Consider the following 18384-nt stretch of genomic DNA (forward strand, 5'->3'; position numbering starts at 1 on the left):
GATGGACCTGGGTCAGTCGTTCGAGGGGATCCGCGTCTGTGATCTCAGCCAGGGAATCGCGGGACCGCACGCGACAATGTTGCTGGCACAGTATGGCGCGGAGGTCGTCAAGGTGGAACCTCCCGAAGGGGACTGGGGGCGACTGCTGGGCCCCCGAAGCGAGGACCACTGCGCGCATTCGTGGCACTACAACCTTGGAAAGAAGTCGATTGCGCTGGATCTGAAAACAGCGGCTGGCCGAGAGATCCTGACGAAGATTGCGAGCCAATGCGACATCTTCATCGAGAGCTTCAGGCCCGGGGTGATATCGCGCCTCGGCTTCTCCCATGAAGCTGTGAAGGCGATCCGGCCCGACGTGATCTATGTTTCGGTTTCTGGGTTCGGACAGACGGGCCCATACAGTCAGCGCGGGACAGTGGATTCCTTGATCCAGGGTTTCTCGGGGATGATGGTGATGAACCGCACTGCCGAAGGCGTGCCCCAGCGCCAAGGCATGGTCGCTGCCGATGTTGTTACGGGTCTGTATGTGTTCTCCTCTTTGACAGCTGCGCTTGCTTCGCGGCAACAGACCGGCAAAGGGGGATACCTGGACCTCAGCCTCATGCAGTCTGCCGCTGCGTTTCAGGGTGCGAAGATCGCGGAGTTTCATGCCAGCGGAGGCGAACCCAAGTCCTTCTATGGGCCCGTCGGATACCTTCCAACCTGCGACGGAGGTGTTTCTGTCTCCTGCCGGAAGGAAGAACACTATGTCCTGCTCTGCCAGGTGCTCGGGCGTCCGGCGCTGACGGACGACACGCGCTTCAAGTCCGGCGAGGACCGAGTCCTAAACGAGGCCGTGCTCATGCAAGTACTGGCGCGGTTGACGCAACCCTGGACAACCGCGGCTCTTCTCAAGGCACTTCAGGACGTGGGAGTGCTCGTCGAGCGTGTGCAGTCTTACGGTGAGTGGCTGAACAACGAACAGGTCCTCGCGACTGGGGCATATCGCTGGACGAATGCCGGCGCCCTTGGTCAGCTGCCGCTCGTAAGCTTGCCGGGCATCAATGCGCCACGACCGAATCGATGCCATTCGCCGAAGATCGGACAAGACTCCGTTGCCGTGTGCCGGCAATTTGGTGTTGACGAGTCATTGATAGACCAGGCCCTCAAACGGGCCTAGTCAGCTCATAGCTGCTATGCACTGCAGTGCATGGCTTCTTGTGCGGTCGCCCAGGATACTTTGTGTCATCGCCAGGTAATATTTTCCTGGCGATCCTGCGACAGAAAGACTGATCAGGAGGCACACCACATGGCTGAGGACTTGCGATCCAAGGACTACTTTGACGAACGTGCCACGAAGGATATGGCCAAGCACCTGGCGTCGCCTCGCCGGACCATGAAGGAGACGCTGGCCTGCGCTTGCCGGATTCTCGCCATGACTGGGCAGGAGGCGGGGCTTGCAGGCCAGATCAGTGCTCGATCCGGCCGCGAAGGCGCGTACTGGACGCTCAGGTTTGGGCTCGGCTTCGACGAGGCCACTCCGGACGACTTTATCGAAGTCGATGGCGACCTGAACACGCTGACAGGTATCGGCATGCCGAATCCGGCGACGCGTTTTCATCTGTGGGTCTATAAGGCGCGTCCCGACGTTCAGTCCATCATCCACACGCATTCGCCATGGGCGTCCGCACTCGCTGCAGCCAGGCAGCCATTGGTCATCGCCCAGATGGACATGACCCCCCTCCATGACGATTGCGCGTTCCTGCCGGACTGGCCAGGGGTTCCCATTGCCGATGACGAAGGGGTCATCATCTCCAGGGCACTGGGATCGAAGCGAGCGATCGTCCTGGCGCACCACGGCTACCTCACAGCGGGAAAGACCACACAGGAAGCCACCTACTTGTCGGTATACCTCGAGCGCGCTGCGAGGATGCAGATGCGGGCGCAAGCCGCATTTGGTCCCTTGACGCCCGTAGACGACGCTTTGGCGCGCGAGGCTCACGACTATCTCCTGAAGCCGTCGATCGTGAACAGCACCTTCGACTACTGGTGCAGGCAGACCGAAGCAGGCTCGGCGACGCCGCTCGCCGACCAACTGCGCCAATAGAGCACTTGCCCAACCGCGCCGCCTTCCGGCGTTGGTTCCGATGAGCATGCGCCAGGCATGTTCGTCCTCCATTCGCTCGCCCGCCCACTTCTCCACGCCCAGCGCCTGCGCTGAAAAAACCTCAGTCCACAAGGAAGATAGCCATGAAACTTGTCCACCTCGCGACCGCCGCCCTGATGGGCCTTTGTCTCTCAGGCCTGGGCCATGCCGGCCAAACATTCGACACGGTGAAGAAGCGTGGTTTTGTGCAATGTGGCGTCTCTACGAATCTTCCGGGATTCGCGTTCACCGACAGCAAGGGGGAGTGGCAGGGCATCGACGTCGACACGTGCCGCGCCATTGCAGCCGCGATGTTCGGAAACGCGACCAAGTTCAAGGTGATCCCACTGACGACCCAGGCACGCTTCACTGCACTTCAGTCCGGTGAAGTCGACGTGCTGACGCGCAATACGACCCAAACCATGTCGCGCGATACCACCCTGGGCCTCATTGGCGTTGGCGTGAACTTCTATGACAGCCAGGGCATCATGGTGACCAAGGATGCCAACGTCAGCAGTGCCAAGAACCTTGCGGGCGCCACCATCTGCGTCCTGCCGGGAACCACTACCGAACTGAACCTCACCGACTGGTTCCGCGGTCTCAAGCAAACGTTCAAGCCGGTGCTGCTGGACACCGTCGACGAGATCAAGCGCGCGTTCGCGTCTGGCCGCTGTGATGGCATCACGATGGACAAGTCGCAACTGGCGCTGGCGCGTATCGCTTTTGGAAACACGGACAAATACGTGATCTTGCCGGAACCGCTTTCCAAGGAGCCACTCGGACCGATGGTCCGTCAAGGCGACGAAGCGTGGTTCAACGTCGTTCGTTGGTCTCTCAATGCGCTTCTGGAGGCGGAGGAATACAACCTGACGTCCAAGAATGTCGACGAGGTTGCGAAGGGCAGCGCCCCGCCCAACATCCAGCGGATCCTCGGCACCACCCCGGGGATGGGAAAAGGACTCGGACTTGATGACAAGTGGGCATACAACATCATCAAGCAAGTCGGAAACTATGGCGAAATGTTCGATCGGAGCCTGGGGGCTGGGAGTCCGATGAAGCTCGAGCGCGGCTTGAATGCCTTGTACACGAAGGGCGGTTTGATGTACGGGTGGCCCATTCGATAGCTCCACGCCCATGCGACAGATGCGACGCGCGAGTGGCGCGCGCATCGTCGCGATCGCGCCAGATCCGCACTCAACCTCCCCATGAGCTCACCCCAACGCGCTCCGCTTAGATTCAACTGGAACAATCCAGAGTTTAGGGCAATTGCCTATCAGTTCGTCGTTGTGGGCCTGGCCGCCCTCTTGGCGTACTACCTCATCTCCAACACGTTGCACAACCTCGCAACGCGCAACATCGCGACTGGTTTTGCATTCTTGGAAAGAGAAGCGGGATTTGCGATCGGCGAGTCGCTGATCGAGTATTCACCCTCGGACACCTACGCTCGGGCGATCCTTGTCGGCCTCGTCAACACGTTGCGGGTCTCCGCCGTCGCATTGGTATTGGCCACGATTCTCGGCGTCATTGTCGGGATTGCCAGGCTGTCGAACAACTGGCTCATCGTGCGGCTGGCAAGTGCGTACGTCGAACTGATCCGCAACGTGCCGCTTCTGCTGCAACTGTTGATCTGGTACGCCGTTGTTGGTGAACTTCTACCTGGTCCGAGATCAGCCTTCCATCCGCTTCCGGGCATCTACATGTCGAACCGCGGCATGCTGATGCCGTCGGTTGACGGGCCGGCCGTTGCGGGGATCCTTTCAGGATTGGTGCTCGCTGCAATTGCCACGGTGGCCGTTGGCCGCTACCAGCGCTCCAACCGGTGCCGGACCGGGGTCCAGTCAAGACTATGGCCGTTCGGCCTGATCCTCTTCCTGGTCATGCCGGCAGTTGGCTGGCTCGTTGGTGGGCGCGAATTTCACTTCAGCATCCCTCACCGGAGCGGCTTCAACTTCGAAGGAGGCTGGGCGCTATCTCCCGAGCTGTTCGCATTGCTGGTTGGCCTGATCACCTACACAGCCGGATTCATTGCAGAGATCGTTCGCGCTGGCATTCAATCGGTGAGCCATGGTCAATGGGAGGCGGCACAGACGCTCGGACTGACGCGAGCACGGGTGCTTCGGCTTGTCATTCTGCCTCAGGCGCTCCGCGTGATCGTTCCTCCTACAACAAGCCAGTACTTGAACTTGGTCAAGAACAGTTCGCTCGCCGTCGCGATCGGCTATCCCGATCTGGTTTCCGTCGTCAATACCGTCCTGAACCAGACCGGCCAGGCTATCGAGGGCATCTTGATCATCATGGCTGCGTTCATGACTGTGAGCCTGACGGTCTCGCTGCTGATGAACTGGTACAACAAGCGCATCGCCTTGGTGGAAAGATAAGCATGAGTACGACGACTCACACGAATCGGCCCACCGTGCAGGCTCCACCCAAAGTCCATGTCAAGCCCTTGACCAGGCTTCGCCAAAGCCTCTTCCAGTCCCCGACGAGCGCGGTCTTGACAGTCCTGACGATCTGGCTTGTGCTGATGCTGGCGCCTCCATTGGTGCAGTGGTTGCTGGTCAAGGCGAGCTTCCGGGCCCCTGACGCACAGGCCTGTAGAGAAGCGGGCGGAGCCTGCTGGGCCTTCATCCGCGAGAAGTACCGGCTGATCCTCTTCGGTACCTACCCACACGCGGAGCAATGGAGACCATTGCTCGCGACGGGGATGCTGATGGCGTCGATCGTCTGGACCGCCACGCGCCGACTGAGCGGACTTCAGATTGCCGGGCTATGGGTGCTCACCATCCTGGCAGTGGCGACCTTGATGTGGGGCGGATTCCTGGGTCTGGAGTTCGTCGAAAACACGCGCTGGGGCGGCCTGCCCTTGACGTTGATCCTGTCGACGTTCGGAATCGCGTTCGCCTTTCCCATAGGTATCTTGCTCGCCCTGGGACGTCGTTCCCAAATGCCGGCGATCAAAGCTATGTGCATTGCGTATATTGAGCTGATACGCGGCGTGCCTTTGATCAGCCTGCTGTTCATGTCGTCGGTGATGCTGCCTCTGTTCCTGCCAGAGGGCTTCAACATCGACAAGCTATTGAGGGCACAGCTCGCGATCATCTTCTTTGCGGCGGCCTACGTTGCGGAAATTGTCCGTGGCGGACTCCAGTCGATTCCCAAGGGCCAGTATGAGGGCGCCGAATCCATCGGACTGAGCTATTGGCAGCAGACGCGCAAGATCGTCCTGCCGCAGGCCCTCAAGGTTGTAGTTCCGCCTTTGGTGAGCACCTTCATCGCGCTGCTCAAGGACACGTCGTTGGTCGTCATCATTGGAATCTTCGACCTGACGCAAGCAGCAAAGGCGGCTCTTTCTGATCCAGCGTGGGCAGGCTTCGGCGTAGAGGCGTACCTGTTCATCGGCATGATCTATTTTGTCTTCTGCTATTCGATATCCAAGTACAGCCGATCTCTTGAGCGGGATCAGAAGCGTTAGCGTTTCGTCGCAACGCACGCGCGACAGGCACCGAGGCATCTCGAACCCACAAAGGGAACATCAATGAACGAAGTGATCGTCAGTCTGCAGAAGGTCAACAAGTGGTATGGAGACTTCCATGTCCTGCAGGACATAGACCTGAGCGTTCGCAAAGGAGAGCGGATCGTGATCTGCGGCCCATCTGGCTCGGGCAAGTCCACGATGATTCGGTGCATCAACCGGCTCGAGGAGCACCAGTCGGGGGTCATCACGGTCGACGGCGTCGAATTGATCCATGACCTGAAGCGCATCGAGGCCATCAGGAAAGAAGTCGGAATGGTCTTCCAGCACTTCAACCTGTTTCCTCACCTGACCGTCTTGGAGAACCTCACGCTGGGCCCGACCTGGGTTCTGAAGAAGCCGTTGGCCGAAGCGCAGGCGATCGCAATGAAGTACCTGGAGCGAGTTCGCATCCCCGATCAGGCACACAAATACCCGGGCCAGTTGTCTGGGGGGCAGCAGCAGCGCGTTGCGATCGCCAGATCGCTGTGCATGTCGCCAAAGGTGATGTTGTTCGACGAGCCTACTTCGGCACTGGATCCCGAAATGGTCAAGGAAGTGCTCGACGTGATGGTCAGCCTGGCCGAGGAGACGAAGATGACCATGCTCTGCGTGACGCACGAGATGGGCTTCGCCCGCAAGGTTGCGGACCGGGTGATCTTCATGGACCGAGGGGAGATCGTCGAACAGAACGTCCCCGAGCTTTTCTTTGGAAACCCGCAAACAGATCGCGCTCGCCAGTTCTTGAATCAGATAGTCCACTAGGCGCAGCGGTTGCTGAGCCAGATAGGCCTCACCGGCACATTTCACAATGAAAGAGTCAAGCATGAAAGAGGAATCGCAGGGCCTGGGTTTCCAGACACGCGCGCTGCATCATGGTCACGATAGATCGGATCCCTACGGGGCCGTTTCGCCACCGATCTACATGACCTCAACCTTCGCCTTCGAGAACACGGCAGAAGCAGCAGCGGTCTTCTCCGGAGAAAGCGAGCGGTACGTCTACGGCCGGCAGCACAATCCGACACAGCATCTCCTGGAGACCAGGCTTGCAGAGCTTGAGGGGGCCGAGGCCGCTCTGGCCACCGGGTCAGGGATGGGCGCAATCTGCTCCACCTTGCTCACGCTCCTCTCCGCCGGAGATGAGTTGATCGTGCATCACACCATGTATTCGACGGCGGCTTCGTTGGTCGACGAGGGGCTGCCGCGCTTCGGTGTGAAAGTCACGAAGGTTGACCTCACCAAGCCCGAGAGCCTGAAAGAGGCGTTGTCCGATCGCACGCGGCTTGTGTACTTTGAAACGCCCGTGAACCCGACGGCCCAGCTGTTGAACATCAGTGCGCTGGCAACGGTGGCGCATAGCCGTCCTGGGGTTCGGGTGCTTGTCGATTCGACGTTCGGATCGCCCGCCCTGCAGCGGCCTATCGAACACGGTGCCGACCTCGTCGTGCACTCCATGACGAAGTACATCAACGGACACGGCGATCTGCTCGCGGGAGTCGTGCTTGGAGATCTGGCGACGATCAAGCGGATCAGGTCGGCGGGCTTGAAGTACATGACGGGCGCGACGCTCTCGCCAATGCTGTGCTTCCTGGTCATGCGTGGGCTGAAGACGTTGACGTTGCGGATGCGCCAGCACAGCGAAAGTGCGTTGAAGGTCGCTCGCATGCTGAAATCCCATCCGGCAGTGAAGCTTGTGAGGTATGCCTACCTGGAGGGCAGTCCTGATCATCAACTCGGCATCTCGCAGATGAGTGCGGGTGGAGGGATGATGTCCTTTGAGTTGCACTCCGGTGTCGGCGGTGCGATCGCGATGATCGACCGGTTGAAGCTCGTATCCAGGGCAATCAGCTTGGGCGACACGGAAACTTTGATCACGCATCCAGGCACCTTGATTCTTGCGCGTCAAAAGGTCGAGCCTGCCGCACGTCTCAGCGCAGGTGTGACGATGGACCTCATCCGGTTGTCCGTCGGACTGGAAGATGCGGAGGACATCATCGCTGACCTTCGACAGGCACTTGACTCATTGAAGTAACCATAGGGACGCGGGAGTGAACACCTAGGGAGACGCTGAACTATGAGCGTCGCAGCCAGAGTTGAAGACATGACGAAGGAATGCAGCCGAGGAATCCGTCGACTTCGCGGTGCGCGGCCTTCGCCGCTTAGGTTTTGCGCCTCGTTCGAGGCTACTTTCGTTGTTCAAGACGCACCTCGGGCTGCGACTTGCAGGAGCGACCTCCTGGCGATGACCAGGTTGGCCAGCCCGAACAGGCTGAACAGCTGCGCTTCGTTCTTGGCCAGGCCCTTGTAGCGCGTCTTCTTGTGACGAAACAGATTCTTGATCACGTGGAACGGGTGCTCGACCTTGGCCCGCACGCTCGCCTTCAGCTGCTCGGCCTTCTCAAGCAGGCGCGCCCACTTGCGCGTCGGGTCCAGTTGCCGACGCTTGCCCGGCTGCATCGCGACATGCCACTTCGGGCCCCGCGCCTCTGCGCGTTTGTCGACACCCCGGTAACCCGCATCTCCGAAGGCCACGGACTCCTCGCCCGCCGTGCAGCAGCGCGCCGGCTTGCGTCACGTCGTTGACGTTGGCCGCCGTGGCGACCACCGAATGCACGAGACCCGATCCGGCATCCACACCCACATGGGCCTTCATCCCTAATGTGGCGTTGGTCCATACGTGGCGCCCAGCGAGTCCGCCGTCTGGAGATTGGTCGATGAGCGCCACATAAGTTTCACGGCGACGTAGTCTCGGATTCCCTCAGTTCACAAGGGAGATCCGATCATGTTCGAGACTCTGTATCGGTATCCGCCCGTCGTGGCCCGGCATCTCGTTGGACCGGCGGCCAAGGAGCGAGGCCGCTTTGTCGCGCACTTCGCTGCGTCGGGTGCCACCAGCGATTCGGTTCCACCCGTCAAGCAAGCCGTGGCATACCCGGCCGCACATCATGTAGTTCCGGCGACCGTTGTGATTGGAAAGTTATGTGGCGCTCAGCAAACGGCGTCCCGAGGGCGACGCCGCTTGGCGCCACATATGGACCAACGCCACATTAGGGCTGAAATGTGGTCGACCACATCTCATGCCGAAGTGCCATTGGTTTCCCTTCTTGGTCTGGTGCATTTCGGGGTCGCGTGTGTTGCCCGCGTTCTTGGTCGAACTCGGCGCCGCGATGATGGTCGCGTCCACGATGGTGCCCGCGCGCATCAGAAGCCCTTGCTCGGCAAGATGGGCGTTGATCTCCTCGAACAGGGCCTTGGTGAGGTCGTTGTCCAGCAGCAGTCGCCTGAACTTCAGCAGCGTGGTGGCATCGGGCACCGACTCGCGCGACAGATCGATGCCCACGAAGTCGCGCAGCGCCTGGCTGTCGTACAGCGCGTCTTCCAACGCCTCGTCGGCCAGGCCGTACCACTGCTGCAAGCAGTACATGCGCAGCATCCTGGGGACGCCGATCGACTGGCGGCCGACACGACCGCTCGTGGGATACAGCGGCTCGATCACGCCGACCAAGCGCGCCCAAGGCACGACGCGCTCCATGTCGGCCAAGAACTTCTCGCGACGAGTGCGCTTCTTCTTCAATGCGTATTCGGCGCTGGCAAAACTGCGTTGGCTCATGTCCGTCATGCCCTCAAACGTGGTCCTCTCACGCATGCATACGCCGTGCCGGGATCGATCAATTAATCAGCGTCTCCCTAACGCTCACTCACTGGTCGGCGTCTGGAATGAGCAGCGGAATTGAGCGGAGCCGGCATATCCTTGCCGTCTCCCGCCTTCGCAAGGGCAGGGGCGTTCGGGCTGTTCCGTTCGCATGATCGACGCAACGATGCGCTTCTGGTTCACCCCGCTGAATCATGATCAGCTTCATGGGCATCACCCGATCATCAAGCCGGGTTCCTGTAGAGCTCTCCAGGAGGCGCACTCCAGCGCGTCGTCATCTCCATCGCCCGGCCTGGTACGCGTGAAAGCACTGGAGTCTGATGCCGTGATCGATCTGTATGCTGCCTTGTGCAACGCTCCGTCGCTTGGTCTCGGGGCTGAACGACTTCGTCTCCATCAGCCTGACGACACTGAGCAAGGAGTCACTCGCCGAGTTTGAGCGCCGAATCGCCGAGCATGACGAGGTCATGGAGTGCTATCTGATGACCCGGAGATGGTGACTATCTGATCCGCGTTGCGGTGGCGGATATAGCAGCGTTGGAGAGATTTATTCTGAACCAACTCACACCCATCTCGTGGATCGAGAAGATCCGATCGAACTCTGCCCTGAAGCAGGTTCGATACAGGACTATTTTGCCACAGCCACGATGAGATGTGAAGCAATGGGTGCGGTTGCAGCCGATAGTGGCCAGACGAACAATCGAAAGTATCGACGACCACCTCGCGCGCCGACCTGTGAATCGCTCACGACCGGGCCGGTTGAGATGCTCTTGTCAAGACCGAGAACTTAGAGGGGCCGTGCATGAAGAGCGAGCTGACGATCGCAACGACGCCAAGCGCGCTGAGGTACCACACGATGTATCGGGGGCTACCGCCTCCATAGGCGAGCAATGAAGTCGCGACTATGGGGGCCAGTCCGCCGCCGATGGCACCCGACACCTGGACTGCAATGGAAATGCCGCTGTAGCGAACCTCAGGGGGGAACTGGGCGGAGAACAGGCCGCCTTCGGGACCGTACAAAGATGCGTAGACCACTCCGATAGCGATGACGACGGCCATGGTGATTGACCGCGCATCGAGGGTCTGCAGGAGCGAGAAGAACACGGGTGCAAAGACGAGGATACCCACGGATCCGGCCAGGAAGATCCATTTGAAGCCCACCCGATCGCCGAGGACCCCGAAGATCGGCATGGTGAACAATGCAAGCAGGGCGCCCCATACGGTTGCGTCAAGCATCAATGCTCGTGGAATGCCTAGCGTTCCAGATGCGTAGGCCAAAGAAAATGTGACGACAGTGTAGAACCAGGTGACCTCCGCCAAGCGGCCGCCCACCACCACGAGAACCTCCTTTGGGTATTGGCGCAGAACCACAAGAGCGGGCACCTCCACCTTGTCTCCTTTGGTTTCCATATGCTCGAAGTCCGGCGATTCGGCCACCTTGACCCGAATAAACCAGCCCACAAGCAAGAGGAAGACGCTGGCAAGGAATGGGATGCGCCAGCCCCAGCTCAACATGTCTGACTCCGGGAGCTGAGCGACCGCACCCATTGCAAGCGACGACAGAATCAGACCCGGTGCGACACCTGTTTGCGGCAAACTTCCGAAGAACCCCTTCTTCCCTTCTGGAGCATGTTCGACGGCCATAAGCACCGCGCCTCCCCACTCGCCACCGACCGCGAGGCCTTGAAGGAAGCGCATCAGAACAAGCAGCACTGCTGCCCAGTAGCCGATGCTGTGATACGAAGGAATCAGGCCAATGAGGATGGTTGGTATGCCCATCAGGAACAGTGTGATGAGCAGCATCGATTTGCGACCAACTCGGTCGCCGAAATGGCCAAAGATGATGCCGCCGAGGGGTCTCGCGAAGAATCCGACCGAGTAGGTCGCAAACGCAGCCAAGGTTCCAGTCAATGGGTCGATCGACGGGAAAAAGATCTTGTTGAAGATCAGCGCCGCTGCGGTGCCATAGAGAAAGAAGTCGTACCACTCAATGGTTGTGCCCATCATGCTCGCCAGGCCAGCGGTCACGTACTGCCGCCTTGAGCGGGTTGCCTGATTGGCTGCGGAGGTCATCACAAGTTCCTTTCAACTTCGAGTCCAGCAAGTCGCTCGGGCCCTGCATCGAGCGGACAGATGCAAACGCGATGGCATCGCTGCATTCGCGGCTCAGGAGCACGACGTCTGCGGTGAAATCCTCCTAGAGGAGCAGGAACTTTCGCAGCAGGACAGCTTCAGAAGCTGGTGCGATTCTGTTTGTGCAAAGTCGTGAGCGCCAATGAAGGCGGTCTCATATCAGCTATTCCGGCTGCTCACGCTGCAGTTGTTCAGCGACCTGCAAGACGCAAACGAGGAGATCAGAGGTCAGGGGCGTCATCGCCTTGGCCGTCTTGGAGATCGCTACCACCCGGCGACGTAACGCAGGTCGCTCGATGTGAACCTTGCGAAGCCCGTAGTCGGCGAGTAGCTTTTCGGGGATCCGTGACGGCAGTATGCAATTGCCAACGCCGGAGGAAACAAGCTTGAGCATGGCGTCTATGGTTTCTGCTTCGGCAACATAGGTAGCTTGCAACCCAGCGCTATGAATCATCCGTCTGAGCGCGTAGTGAGCCGGAAAGCCGACCAGGCGCAGATTGAGGATAGACAGGTCCTGGGGTGTGTTCAGAGGACTGTCATCGAGGACGATCAATGCCATTTCGTCCTCGAACAGCGACTTCGATGTCAAGGTACCGCAGTCCACTGCAGAGTCATAGACGAACCCCAGATCCGCCTTGCCTTGGTCGACCAAAGCTACGACTTCGGGCGAACTGCGGCTCAGAAGCGAGAGATTCACATCCGGGTGCGTGCTGACGAACAGCGAAACCACTTCGGCGACGAAGTAGTAGCTGAGCGTATGGACCGTCGCCAGCCGGACGGTGCCGTGAGTGACTCCTTGCCGGCGTACGCTGTCGACAGCCCGATCGATTTCTCTGAAGGCTGGCGCCAGGGCGTCATAGAGTCTCGTGCCGGCCTCGGTGAGTTCAACCCCGCGTCCCGTTCGAACGAACAGTGATTGACCAAGGTTCGATTCGAGCGCAGCCAATTGCTTGCTCAATCCGGACTGTGTTTGGTCAAGCTTGTCGGCAGCTTTTGATAGCGAGCCGAGCTCCGCTATGCACAGAAAATACCGCAGCGGCCGGTCAAGTGTTTCGATCGCCATGGTGTTCTGTGGTTAGTAGTTGTGTGCGTGATCGAGTTGGCAGCCGACCTCCCATGGGGCCGATCAGCCGTCCGGGCTACGATCGCCGCGCTGCACCATTATCGACAGAGTCATGGTGAAGCAGAACGTATAGCCGAGTCGAGGTCGTCCCAGAGATCGTCCGCATCCTCGATGCCGACACTGAGCCGCAGGAGCGAAGGTGGAAGGTGGCCCTGTCCCGGGATCGCAGCTCTTCTTTCCATCGTTGATTCCACGGCACCGAGACTGGTGGCATGACGGATGAGCCTGACGTTTTTGCAGATGCTGTCAGCAAGACCAGCTCCTCCACGCATATCGAACGAAATGATGGTTCCGAAGCCCTTGAGCACACGCTTGGCAGTACTATGCGTCGGATGTGAGGGCAAGCCTGGATACCGGACACGGGTGATCAGCGGATGCCCCTCAAGCCGCTCTGAAAGCACCATGGCTGTTTGTTGGGCCTGCTGTAAGCGAAGCGCGAGAGTTCTCGCGCCGCGGACGGCAAGGAAAGCTTCGAGCGTTCCTGGTGTCGCGCCAGTCAGCTCGCGGGATTTCCTGAGGGCGTGCCACAGCGCGTCGTCTGTTGTCGTGGCGACCCCTGCCAGTAGATCGGAGTGGCCGCCAATGAACTTGGTTGCCGATTGCAGAGACACCGTGGCACCGAAGTCAAGCGGGCGCTGATTCAAAGGAGTGGCGAAGGTGTTGTCCACTGCCACGATCGCTCCGGCCTTGCGCGGAGCTGCGCAGATCGCCTCCAGGTCCGCTACGGTCAGCAGGGGGTTCGAGGGCGACTCAAGCCAAATCAGGTCAGCGACGCCGCAGGCGTGAATCCAACCGGCTGTATCGTCCACTGCAACGCGCTGCACCGACCAACGCCTTCTTTCAGCGCCCGCTGCCGCCAGGCCCGCAACACCTTGATAGCAATCATCTGGCAGCACGACAACGGCACCAGCCGCAAGCTGATCAAACACTGAGGCAATGGCGGCCATGCCGGAGGCGAACGCGACGGCCTTGCCGGACTCAAGCCCGCCGACAACTTCCTCGAGTGCTTCCCAGGTCGGGGTGCCATCATCACGCGAATACTCGCGCCCGCTGCCGATGATGAAGTTCGAAGCTGGGATTGGCGGTACGCTCAACGGAGCGCCGGGCTCGGGGGAGCGGCCTGCCGTGACGAGCCACGATTCCGGCTTGATTGCAGACGGGTGCTTTTCCATTCTCAGTATCTCCAGAAGGTTTGTGGGGCGGAACTATTGATGCGAGTTCCGTTGGATCCCATGGCCATTGCTCATGTTGGTATCGATCTGGCCACGAACGTGCTTGCGATGCACGGCGTTGATGATGCAGGCAAGCCACGCGTACTCGGAGGCTTGCACCTGCACCCAAGCAGACTACGCCGAGCTTGCCAGCTTGAGGCCGACGATACCGGCGACGATGAGCCCCAGGCTGAGCAGCCGACCGGGCGCTGCGGGTTCGCCGAACAGGATGATGCCGAGGATTGCTGTGCCGACGGCCCCGACTCCTACCCAGACGGCGTAGGAGGTGCCAACGGGTAGGGACTTCATGGCGATTCCCAGCAGCACGACGCTGATGACCATGGCAGCGACCGTGAAGATGCTTGGCCACAACCTGGTGAATCCATCCGTGTACTTCAGGCCAATGGCCCAACCCACTTCAAGAAGACCGGCGACAACCAGAAGCATCCATGCCATATGAGATTCTCCACTGCAGCGGCGATCCAGACGCCGCATCAGACCGACTCCGTCACCGTTCAAGCGCCCGCCGAAATTCAGCGGACATAAGGTGCTGACTGCGTTGCGTCAGCGAGCGGGTGCGCAATGCCGCCATCGCCATAGGAACGGACGACCTGCGCAATGACGACCTGATAGCCTTTGAGCCAGTGCGCTTGCCGCTGCTTCGCAGCGATGTGTGCCGGGTGCTTCATGAGTTCCTGAAGTGCGTCCATGGTTTTCCAGTAGTACACGTTCGAGATGAGTCCTGTTGCATGGTTCTCCCAGCTCTCTTCGCCCAGGTAGCCGGGGATGGATCTGGCAATCTGGGCAATGACATTGTCCAAAGCGTGGAACTCGTCGTCGAACTGGCCCTTTGCGAAAGTGAAGGTGGATGTGTACATGGGTTTGTGTCGGCCTTAACTCGTTCCGCTGGCATGGCGCATCAATCCCGCCAGTTCCTCGCGTCCGCGCGCCTTCAACATTTCTGCGGCATTGAGGCGGTCACGCGCTTCCTTGTTCTGGCTGAGCTTGGACTTGCCCACCAGCGAGGTGACGGCAATCTCGATGCCCACGATGTTGCGCACCATGCTGTCGATGTACTCGGGTGCGGAGTCGCCCATCTTCCAGGGCTTCGGCTCGGCCGCCTCGTGGCGCCGCGTCAGGCGCGCGATGATGCGGCGCGCAAAGCGCTCGTCGTCATGCACGGTGAGCACGCCGTGCGCGTGCACCACCTCGTAGTTCCAGGTCGGCACCTGGCGGTGCGCCTCGTGCTTGGACGGGTACCAGCTGGGCGAGATGTAGGCCTGCGCGCCGCCAAAGATGACCATCACCGGAGTCCCGGTGGGGCAGCGCTGCCACAGCGGGTTGGCGCGAGCGAGATGCGCCGACAGCAAGCCATACGTTCCGATTTCAGGATCGAACTCGAAAGGGAGGTGATCGGCGTCCAGGCCCGCGGTCCCTTGGGTGACCAGAGCGCCCAGCGGATGCTCGCGGATGATGCGGTTCAGTTCCTCGGGTCTTGTTTCGGCGAAGTGCGTGGGGATGTACATCGGGGGAGGGTGGGGACTGGTGTGGGCAGCTGGTACTGTCGCGCGGAACCGGCACAATGGGAAGGTCCAGTTTTACTCCTTTGGCATGGACCAGTTTCGTACGCCGCCGAGCCAGAGTTCCGGTGCCAGCAGGGCCGGGCGCTCCATCTACGACCTGCTGCGTTCCCAGATCGCCGACGGGATGCTCGCCGCGGGTGCGCGGGTGCCGTCCACGCGTGCCTTGGCGGCCGACCTGGGGGTGTCCCGCACCACCGTCACCGCGGCCTACGAGCAACTCGCGGCCGAGGGCTTCATTGTCACGTCGGTCGGGCGGGTTGCCCACGTCGCGAGCCCGCTGGCTGCGTCTGCACAGTTCAACGCAAAGCCGAAACGGCGAACCAGGACTGCACCATCCCTCTCGGCGATCGGCCATCGCGTGGCGGGCATCGACATGCCTGGACTTGCTCCTGCAGAACCCTGCCGCATCGACTTCCTCTACGGCGCGGTGGCCGCTCGCGACTTTCCGGCGCTGGCCTGGCGGCGTGCCTACCAGGCCGAACTGCTGCGCCATCAACGCAGGCTCTACTACGTCGCGCCCGAAGGCGATGCGTCGCTGCGCCGATCCCTGCAGGGATACCTGAGGCGCGCGCGGGGCCTGGCCTGCGATGCCGAGCAGATCCTCGTGGTGCACGGCTCACAGCAGGCCATCGATCTGTGCGCGCGGCTGCTGCTGGATCCCGGCGATGCCTTCGTCTTCGAGGAGCCTGGGTACGTGATGGCGCGCCGGTGCTTCGAGGCCACGGGCGCCGAGCCCTTGGCGATACCGGTGGACGCCCAAGGCCTGGACACGGCCAGGCTGCCAAAGGATGACCGCACCCGCCTGGCCTATGTGACGCCGTCGCACCAATTTCCGCTGGGGGGTGTGCTGCCCATCGGCCGGCGCCTGGAACTGCTGCGTTGGGCACGAACAAACGGCGCCTGGGTCGTCGAGGACGACTACGACGGGGAGTTCCGCTACGGCCAGCGCCCGATCGACGCGCTGCAGTCGATCGATACCGACGGCCGCGTGATCTACATCGGCACCTTCTCCAAGGCGCTGTCGCCGCAGCTTCGACTCGGCTACCTGGTGCTGCCTCCTGACCTGGTGCCGGTGTTCCGGCAGGCCAAGCGGCTGGCCGACCGCCACGCGCCCGTGCTGGAGCAGCGTGTGCTGGCATCGCTGATCGACAGCGGCGCCTACGAGCGCCACGTGCGGCGCACGCGTCGCGCGCACGAACGCCGGCGCGCGGCGCTGCTCGATGCAGTTGTGCGCCACCTGCCCGGCGGCGCCGCAGTCACCGGTACGGCGGCCGGACTGCATGGGGTGCTCTGGCTGCCGTTCCTGCGGCCGCAGGACGAGCCCGCGCTGGCGGCTGCTGCCCGCAGCAAGGGCGTGGGTGTCTACCCGGTGTCGCCGCTGTTTGCGAAGCCGGAGTCGCGCATGCAACCCCGGCCAGCCGGGCTGATTCTGGGATATGCCAGTCTGACGGTCGAGGAGATCGATCAGGGAATGCGTGTGTTGGCTGCGGTGATCGCCGAGCGGAGTGCGAAGCCGAGCGTGGGTCGCTAAGACCAAGCGGGCGAGCGCCGAAGCTCCCGGTACAGCGTCGCGCGGCTGATGCCCAGCCGGCGCGCGGCCTCGTCCTTGTCCCCGGCGGTCTCCGCAAGCGTCTTTCGTATGCAGGCATCGCGCTCGCGGTCGAGGTGTGCCTGCAGCGTGGTCGTTGGCGTCGTCCCGTGCCTGCCGGCAACCGCCTGTGGGCGCGTCGCGGCAGGCGCTTCCGGCAGCCCAGCTTCGCCAGAGAGCAGGAAGCGCAGCAGCGCGGCTTCCAGCTGCCGCACGTTGCCGGGCCAGTCGAAGGACAGCCATCGAGCGCGCACCGATGGGGACACGCGGCGGCCCGGCAGGCCTTCTCGCATCGCAATGCGCTCGAGCAACTGGTCGGCCAACCACGCCAGGTCGTCGCGTTCGCGCAGCGCGGGCATGTGCACGCCGAGCACATTGAGCCGGTAGTACAGGTCGGCCCTGAACTGGCCGGCATCAACCCGCTCCTGAAGGTCGCGGTGGGTGGCGCAGACGACACGCGTGTCGATCGGGATCGGCGAGACGCCGCCCACCCGCACGATCTCCTGGTTCTGCACCGCGCGCAGCAGACTGGCCTGCAAGTTGAGCGGCATGTCCCCGATCTCGTCGAGGAACAGCGTGCCACCGCTCGCCAACTCGAACTTGCCCGGCTTGCCGCGCGTCCGCGCCCCGGTGAAGGCGCCGCCTTCGTAGCCGAAGAGCTCCGCGTCGATCAGCGATTCCGGAATGGAAGCGCAGTTGACCCACACGAACGGCCGCCTGGCGCGCGGCGACAGCGCGTGGATCGCATTGGCCGCCAGTTCCTTTCCGCTGCCGGTCTCGCCCTGGACCAGCACCGGCAGCGACAGCGGCGCGGCCTGCTCGATGGCCGCACGCACCGAATCCATCCCGGCGCCCTGGCCCAGGATGTCGTCGAGCCCGTAGCGCGCGGTCCATGGCGTGAGCGGGCTCTGGATGGCGCGCCCCTGGTCGCCGACGACGGCGACCGCCTTCTTCAGTGCCGCCATGTTGGAGAACAGCGCCAGGCCGACCGCGCCGATGATTCGCTCGTCCTGATAGACGGGCACCTGCCGCGCGAGCAACTGGTGGCCCCGCACTTCGAGCGGCATCATGGTCACGGTGATGTCGCCGCGCGCCACATGGTGCAGGCGCGTCTGCGGAGAGACGACGTCGGTAATGTGCCGGCCGATGAAGTCTTCCGGCGGGCCGCCCAGCAGGCGGCAGTAGGGCGCATTGATGAGCACGACGCGGCCGTTGGTGTCGACCGCCACCAGGCAATCGGACACGTGGTCGAGCACGCGGCGCAGGAACTCGGCCTCGTTCTGGCCGGAGCCGAACCATTCGGGAAAGGGCATTTCTCGTCTCGTGATTGCGACGTTAGGACTCAATACTGAGACTAAGGCATGTGCTCCAGCCCGTCAATGGAAGCCGTGGTGAGCATTTATCCAAGCAAATCAAGCACTTGGCGCAATCGCGAAGACGTCCGCCGAGCTGGCCCCG

15 protein-coding genes and 3 pseudogenes are annotated in these 18384 nt (G+C 61.5%); 9 read left to right on the plus strand and 9 right to left on the minus strand.

Annotation, left to right across the window (positions count from 1 at the left end):
* The first annotated feature begins 1 nt into the window (after position 1).
* The 7 genes from ACSQ86_RS33740 to ACSQ86_RS33770 all read left to right on the plus strand — a co-directional run bounded on the left by ACSQ86_RS33740 (position 2) and on the right by ACSQ86_RS33770 (position 7668).
* Positions 2-1159 (plus strand): CaiB/BaiF CoA transferase family protein, encoded by a 1158-nt coding sequence (locus tag ACSQ86_RS33740; RefSeq protein WP_436297700.1) that lies wholly within the window; start codon positions 2-4, stop codon positions 1157-1159.
* 129 nt (positions 1160-1288) lie between these two features.
* On the plus strand, positions 1289-2086 hold the full coding sequence (locus ACSQ86_RS33745; protein ID WP_436297701.1) for an aldolase: 798 nt from the start codon (positions 1289-1291) through the stop codon (positions 2084-2086).
* 143 nt (positions 2087-2229) lie between these two features.
* Positions 2230-3249, plus strand: coding sequence for an amino acid ABC transporter substrate-binding protein (locus ACSQ86_RS33750; RefSeq protein WP_436297702.1), 1020 nt, complete (start codon positions 2230-2232; stop codon positions 3247-3249).
* Positions 3250-3330: 81 nt separating this feature from the next.
* Positions 3331-4503, plus strand: coding sequence for an amino acid ABC transporter permease (locus tag ACSQ86_RS33755; RefSeq protein WP_436297703.1), 1173 nt, complete (start codon positions 3331-3333; stop codon positions 4501-4503).
* A 2-nt stretch (positions 4504-4505) separates the two neighbouring features.
* Positions 4506-5597 carry an amino acid ABC transporter permease gene (locus ACSQ86_RS33760; RefSeq protein ID WP_436310602.1) on the plus strand — a complete coding sequence of 364 codons (1092 nt, stop codon included), beginning with the start codon at positions 4506-4508 and terminating at the stop codon, positions 5595-5597.
* Between the two features lie 63 nt (positions 5598-5660).
* On the plus strand, positions 5661-6401 hold the full coding sequence (locus ACSQ86_RS33765) for an amino acid ABC transporter ATP-binding protein (RefSeq protein ID WP_436297705.1): 741 nt from the start codon (positions 5661-5663) through the stop codon (positions 6399-6401).
* Between the two features lie 61 nt (positions 6402-6462).
* A complete protein-coding gene (locus tag ACSQ86_RS33770) occupies positions 6463-7668 on the plus strand; it encodes a trans-sulfuration enzyme family protein (protein ID WP_436297706.1) in 1206 nt (401 codons plus the stop codon).
* Between the two features lie 164 nt (positions 7669-7832).
* Here the strand turns inward: ACSQ86_RS33770 and ACSQ86_RS33775 are convergent.
* Together ACSQ86_RS33775 and ACSQ86_RS33780 are read right to left on the minus strand one after the other, a co-directional pair.
* Positions 7833-8292: pseudogene (locus ACSQ86_RS33775) on the minus strand (transposase); the annotation flags it as partial.
* 417 nt (positions 8293-8709) lie between these two features.
* Positions 8710-9246 (minus strand): annotated as a pseudogene (locus ACSQ86_RS33780) (IS5 family transposase); the annotation flags it as partial.
* Positions 9247-9565: 319 nt separating this feature from the next.
* On the opposite strand from ACSQ86_RS33780, the pseudogene ACSQ86_RS33785 reads away from it, so the two are divergent.
* A pseudogene (locus ACSQ86_RS33785) lies at positions 9566-9939 on the plus strand (Lrp/AsnC family transcriptional regulator); the annotation flags it as partial.
* 93 nt (positions 9940-10032) lie between these two features.
* Here ACSQ86_RS33785 and ACSQ86_RS33790 read toward each other — a convergent pair.
* The 6 genes from ACSQ86_RS33790 to ACSQ86_RS33815 form a co-directional block, all read right to left on the minus strand.
* A complete protein-coding gene (locus ACSQ86_RS33790; RefSeq protein ID WP_436297707.1) occupies positions 10033-11361 on the minus strand; it encodes an MFS transporter in 1329 nt (442 codons plus the stop codon).
* Positions 11362-11584: 223 nt separating this feature from the next.
* Positions 11585-12478: a LysR family transcriptional regulator gene (locus ACSQ86_RS33795; protein WP_436297850.1), complete on the minus strand. Its 894-nt coding sequence runs from the start codon at positions 12476-12478 to the stop codon at positions 11585-11587.
* 116 nt (positions 12479-12594) lie between these two features.
* Positions 12595-13716, minus strand: a complete 1122-nt coding sequence (locus tag ACSQ86_RS33800; protein ID WP_436297708.1) for a trans-sulfuration enzyme family protein — start codon at positions 13714-13716, stop codon at positions 12595-12597.
* 174 nt (positions 13717-13890) lie between these two features.
* Positions 13891-14211, minus strand: coding sequence for a quaternary ammonium compound efflux SMR transporter SugE (sugE, locus tag ACSQ86_RS33805; protein WP_436297709.1), 321 nt, complete (start codon positions 14209-14211; stop codon positions 13891-13893).
* A 77-nt stretch (positions 14212-14288) separates the two neighbouring features.
* The gene (locus ACSQ86_RS33810) at positions 14289-14633 is read right to left on the minus strand and encodes an antibiotic biosynthesis monooxygenase family protein (RefSeq protein ID WP_436297710.1); all 345 of its coding nucleotides are present in this window, start codon (positions 14631-14633) and stop codon (positions 14289-14291) included.
* A gap of 15 nt (positions 14634-14648) precedes the next feature.
* A complete protein-coding gene (locus ACSQ86_RS33815) occupies positions 14649-15281 on the minus strand; it encodes an FMN-binding negative transcriptional regulator (protein ID WP_436297711.1) in 633 nt (210 codons plus the stop codon).
* A gap of 85 nt (positions 15282-15366) precedes the next feature.
* On the opposite strand from ACSQ86_RS33815, the gene ACSQ86_RS33820 reads away from it, so the two are divergent.
* Positions 15367-16869 (plus strand): PLP-dependent aminotransferase family protein, encoded by a 1503-nt coding sequence (locus tag ACSQ86_RS33820; RefSeq protein ID WP_436297712.1) that lies wholly within the window; start codon positions 15367-15369, stop codon positions 16867-16869.
* Here ACSQ86_RS33820 and ACSQ86_RS33825 read toward each other — a convergent pair.
* Positions 16866-18239 carry a sigma-54 interaction domain-containing protein gene (locus ACSQ86_RS33825; protein ID WP_436310603.1) on the minus strand — a complete coding sequence of 458 codons (1374 nt, stop codon included), beginning with the start codon at positions 18237-18239 and terminating at the stop codon, positions 16866-16868. The two genes, ACSQ86_RS33820 and ACSQ86_RS33825, sit on opposite strands and share 4 nt — an antisense overlap.
* Between the last annotated feature and the right edge of the window lie 145 nt (positions 18240-18384).

Origin of the sequence: Variovorax sp. LjRoot130 (genome assembly GCF_964253755.1) — a bacterium.
In the GTDB taxonomy this organism is placed as follows: domain Bacteria; phylum Pseudomonadota; class Gammaproteobacteria; order Burkholderiales; family Burkholderiaceae_C; genus Variovorax.

Bases quoted from the DNA above. Each gene is read 5' to 3' on its own strand.
- ACSQ86_RS33740 (WP_436297700.1), top strand. From the start codon at position 2: ATGGACCTGGGTCAGTCGTTCGAGGGGATCCGCGTCTGTGATCTCAGC.
- ACSQ86_RS33745 (WP_436297701.1), top strand. From the start codon at position 1,289: ATGGCTGAGGACTTGCGATCCAAGGACTACTTTGACGAACGTGCCACG.
- ACSQ86_RS33750 (WP_436297702.1), top strand. From the start codon at position 2,230: ATGAAACTTGTCCACCTCGCGACCGCCGCCCTGATGGGCCTTTGTCTC.
- ACSQ86_RS33755 (WP_436297703.1), top strand. From the start codon at position 3,331: ATGAGCTCACCCCAACGCGCTCCGCTTAGATTCAACTGGAACAATCCA.
- ACSQ86_RS33760 (WP_436310602.1), top strand. From the start codon at position 4,506: ATGAGTACGACGACTCACACGAATCGGCCCACCGTGCAGGCTCCACCC.
- ACSQ86_RS33765 (WP_436297705.1), top strand. From the start codon at position 5,661: ATGAACGAAGTGATCGTCAGTCTGCAGAAGGTCAACAAGTGGTATGGA.
- ACSQ86_RS33770 (WP_436297706.1), top strand. From the start codon at position 6,463: ATGAAAGAGGAATCGCAGGGCCTGGGTTTCCAGACACGCGCGCTGCAT.
- ACSQ86_RS33790 (WP_436297707.1), bottom strand. From the start codon at position 11,361: ATGACCTCCGCAGCCAATCAGGCAACCCGCTCAAGGCGGCAGTACGTG.
- ACSQ86_RS33800 (WP_436297708.1), bottom strand. From the start codon at position 13,716: ATGGAAAAGCACCCGTCTGCAATCAAGCCGGAATCGTGGCTCGTCACG.
- sugE (WP_436297709.1), bottom strand. From the start codon at position 14,211: ATGGCATGGATGCTTCTGGTTGTCGCCGGTCTTCTTGAAGTGGGTTGG.
- ACSQ86_RS33810 (WP_436297710.1), bottom strand. From the start codon at position 14,633: ATGTACACATCCACCTTCACTTTCGCAAAGGGCCAGTTCGACGACGAG.
- ACSQ86_RS33815 (WP_436297711.1), bottom strand. From the start codon at position 15,281: ATGTACATCCCCACGCACTTCGCCGAAACAAGACCCGAGGAACTGAAC.
- ACSQ86_RS33820 (WP_436297712.1), top strand. From the start codon at position 15,367: ATGGACCAGTTTCGTACGCCGCCGAGCCAGAGTTCCGGTGCCAGCAGG.
- ACSQ86_RS33825 (WP_436310603.1), bottom strand. From the start codon at position 18,239: ATGCCCTTTCCCGAATGGTTCGGCTCCGGCCAGAACGAGGCCGAGTTC.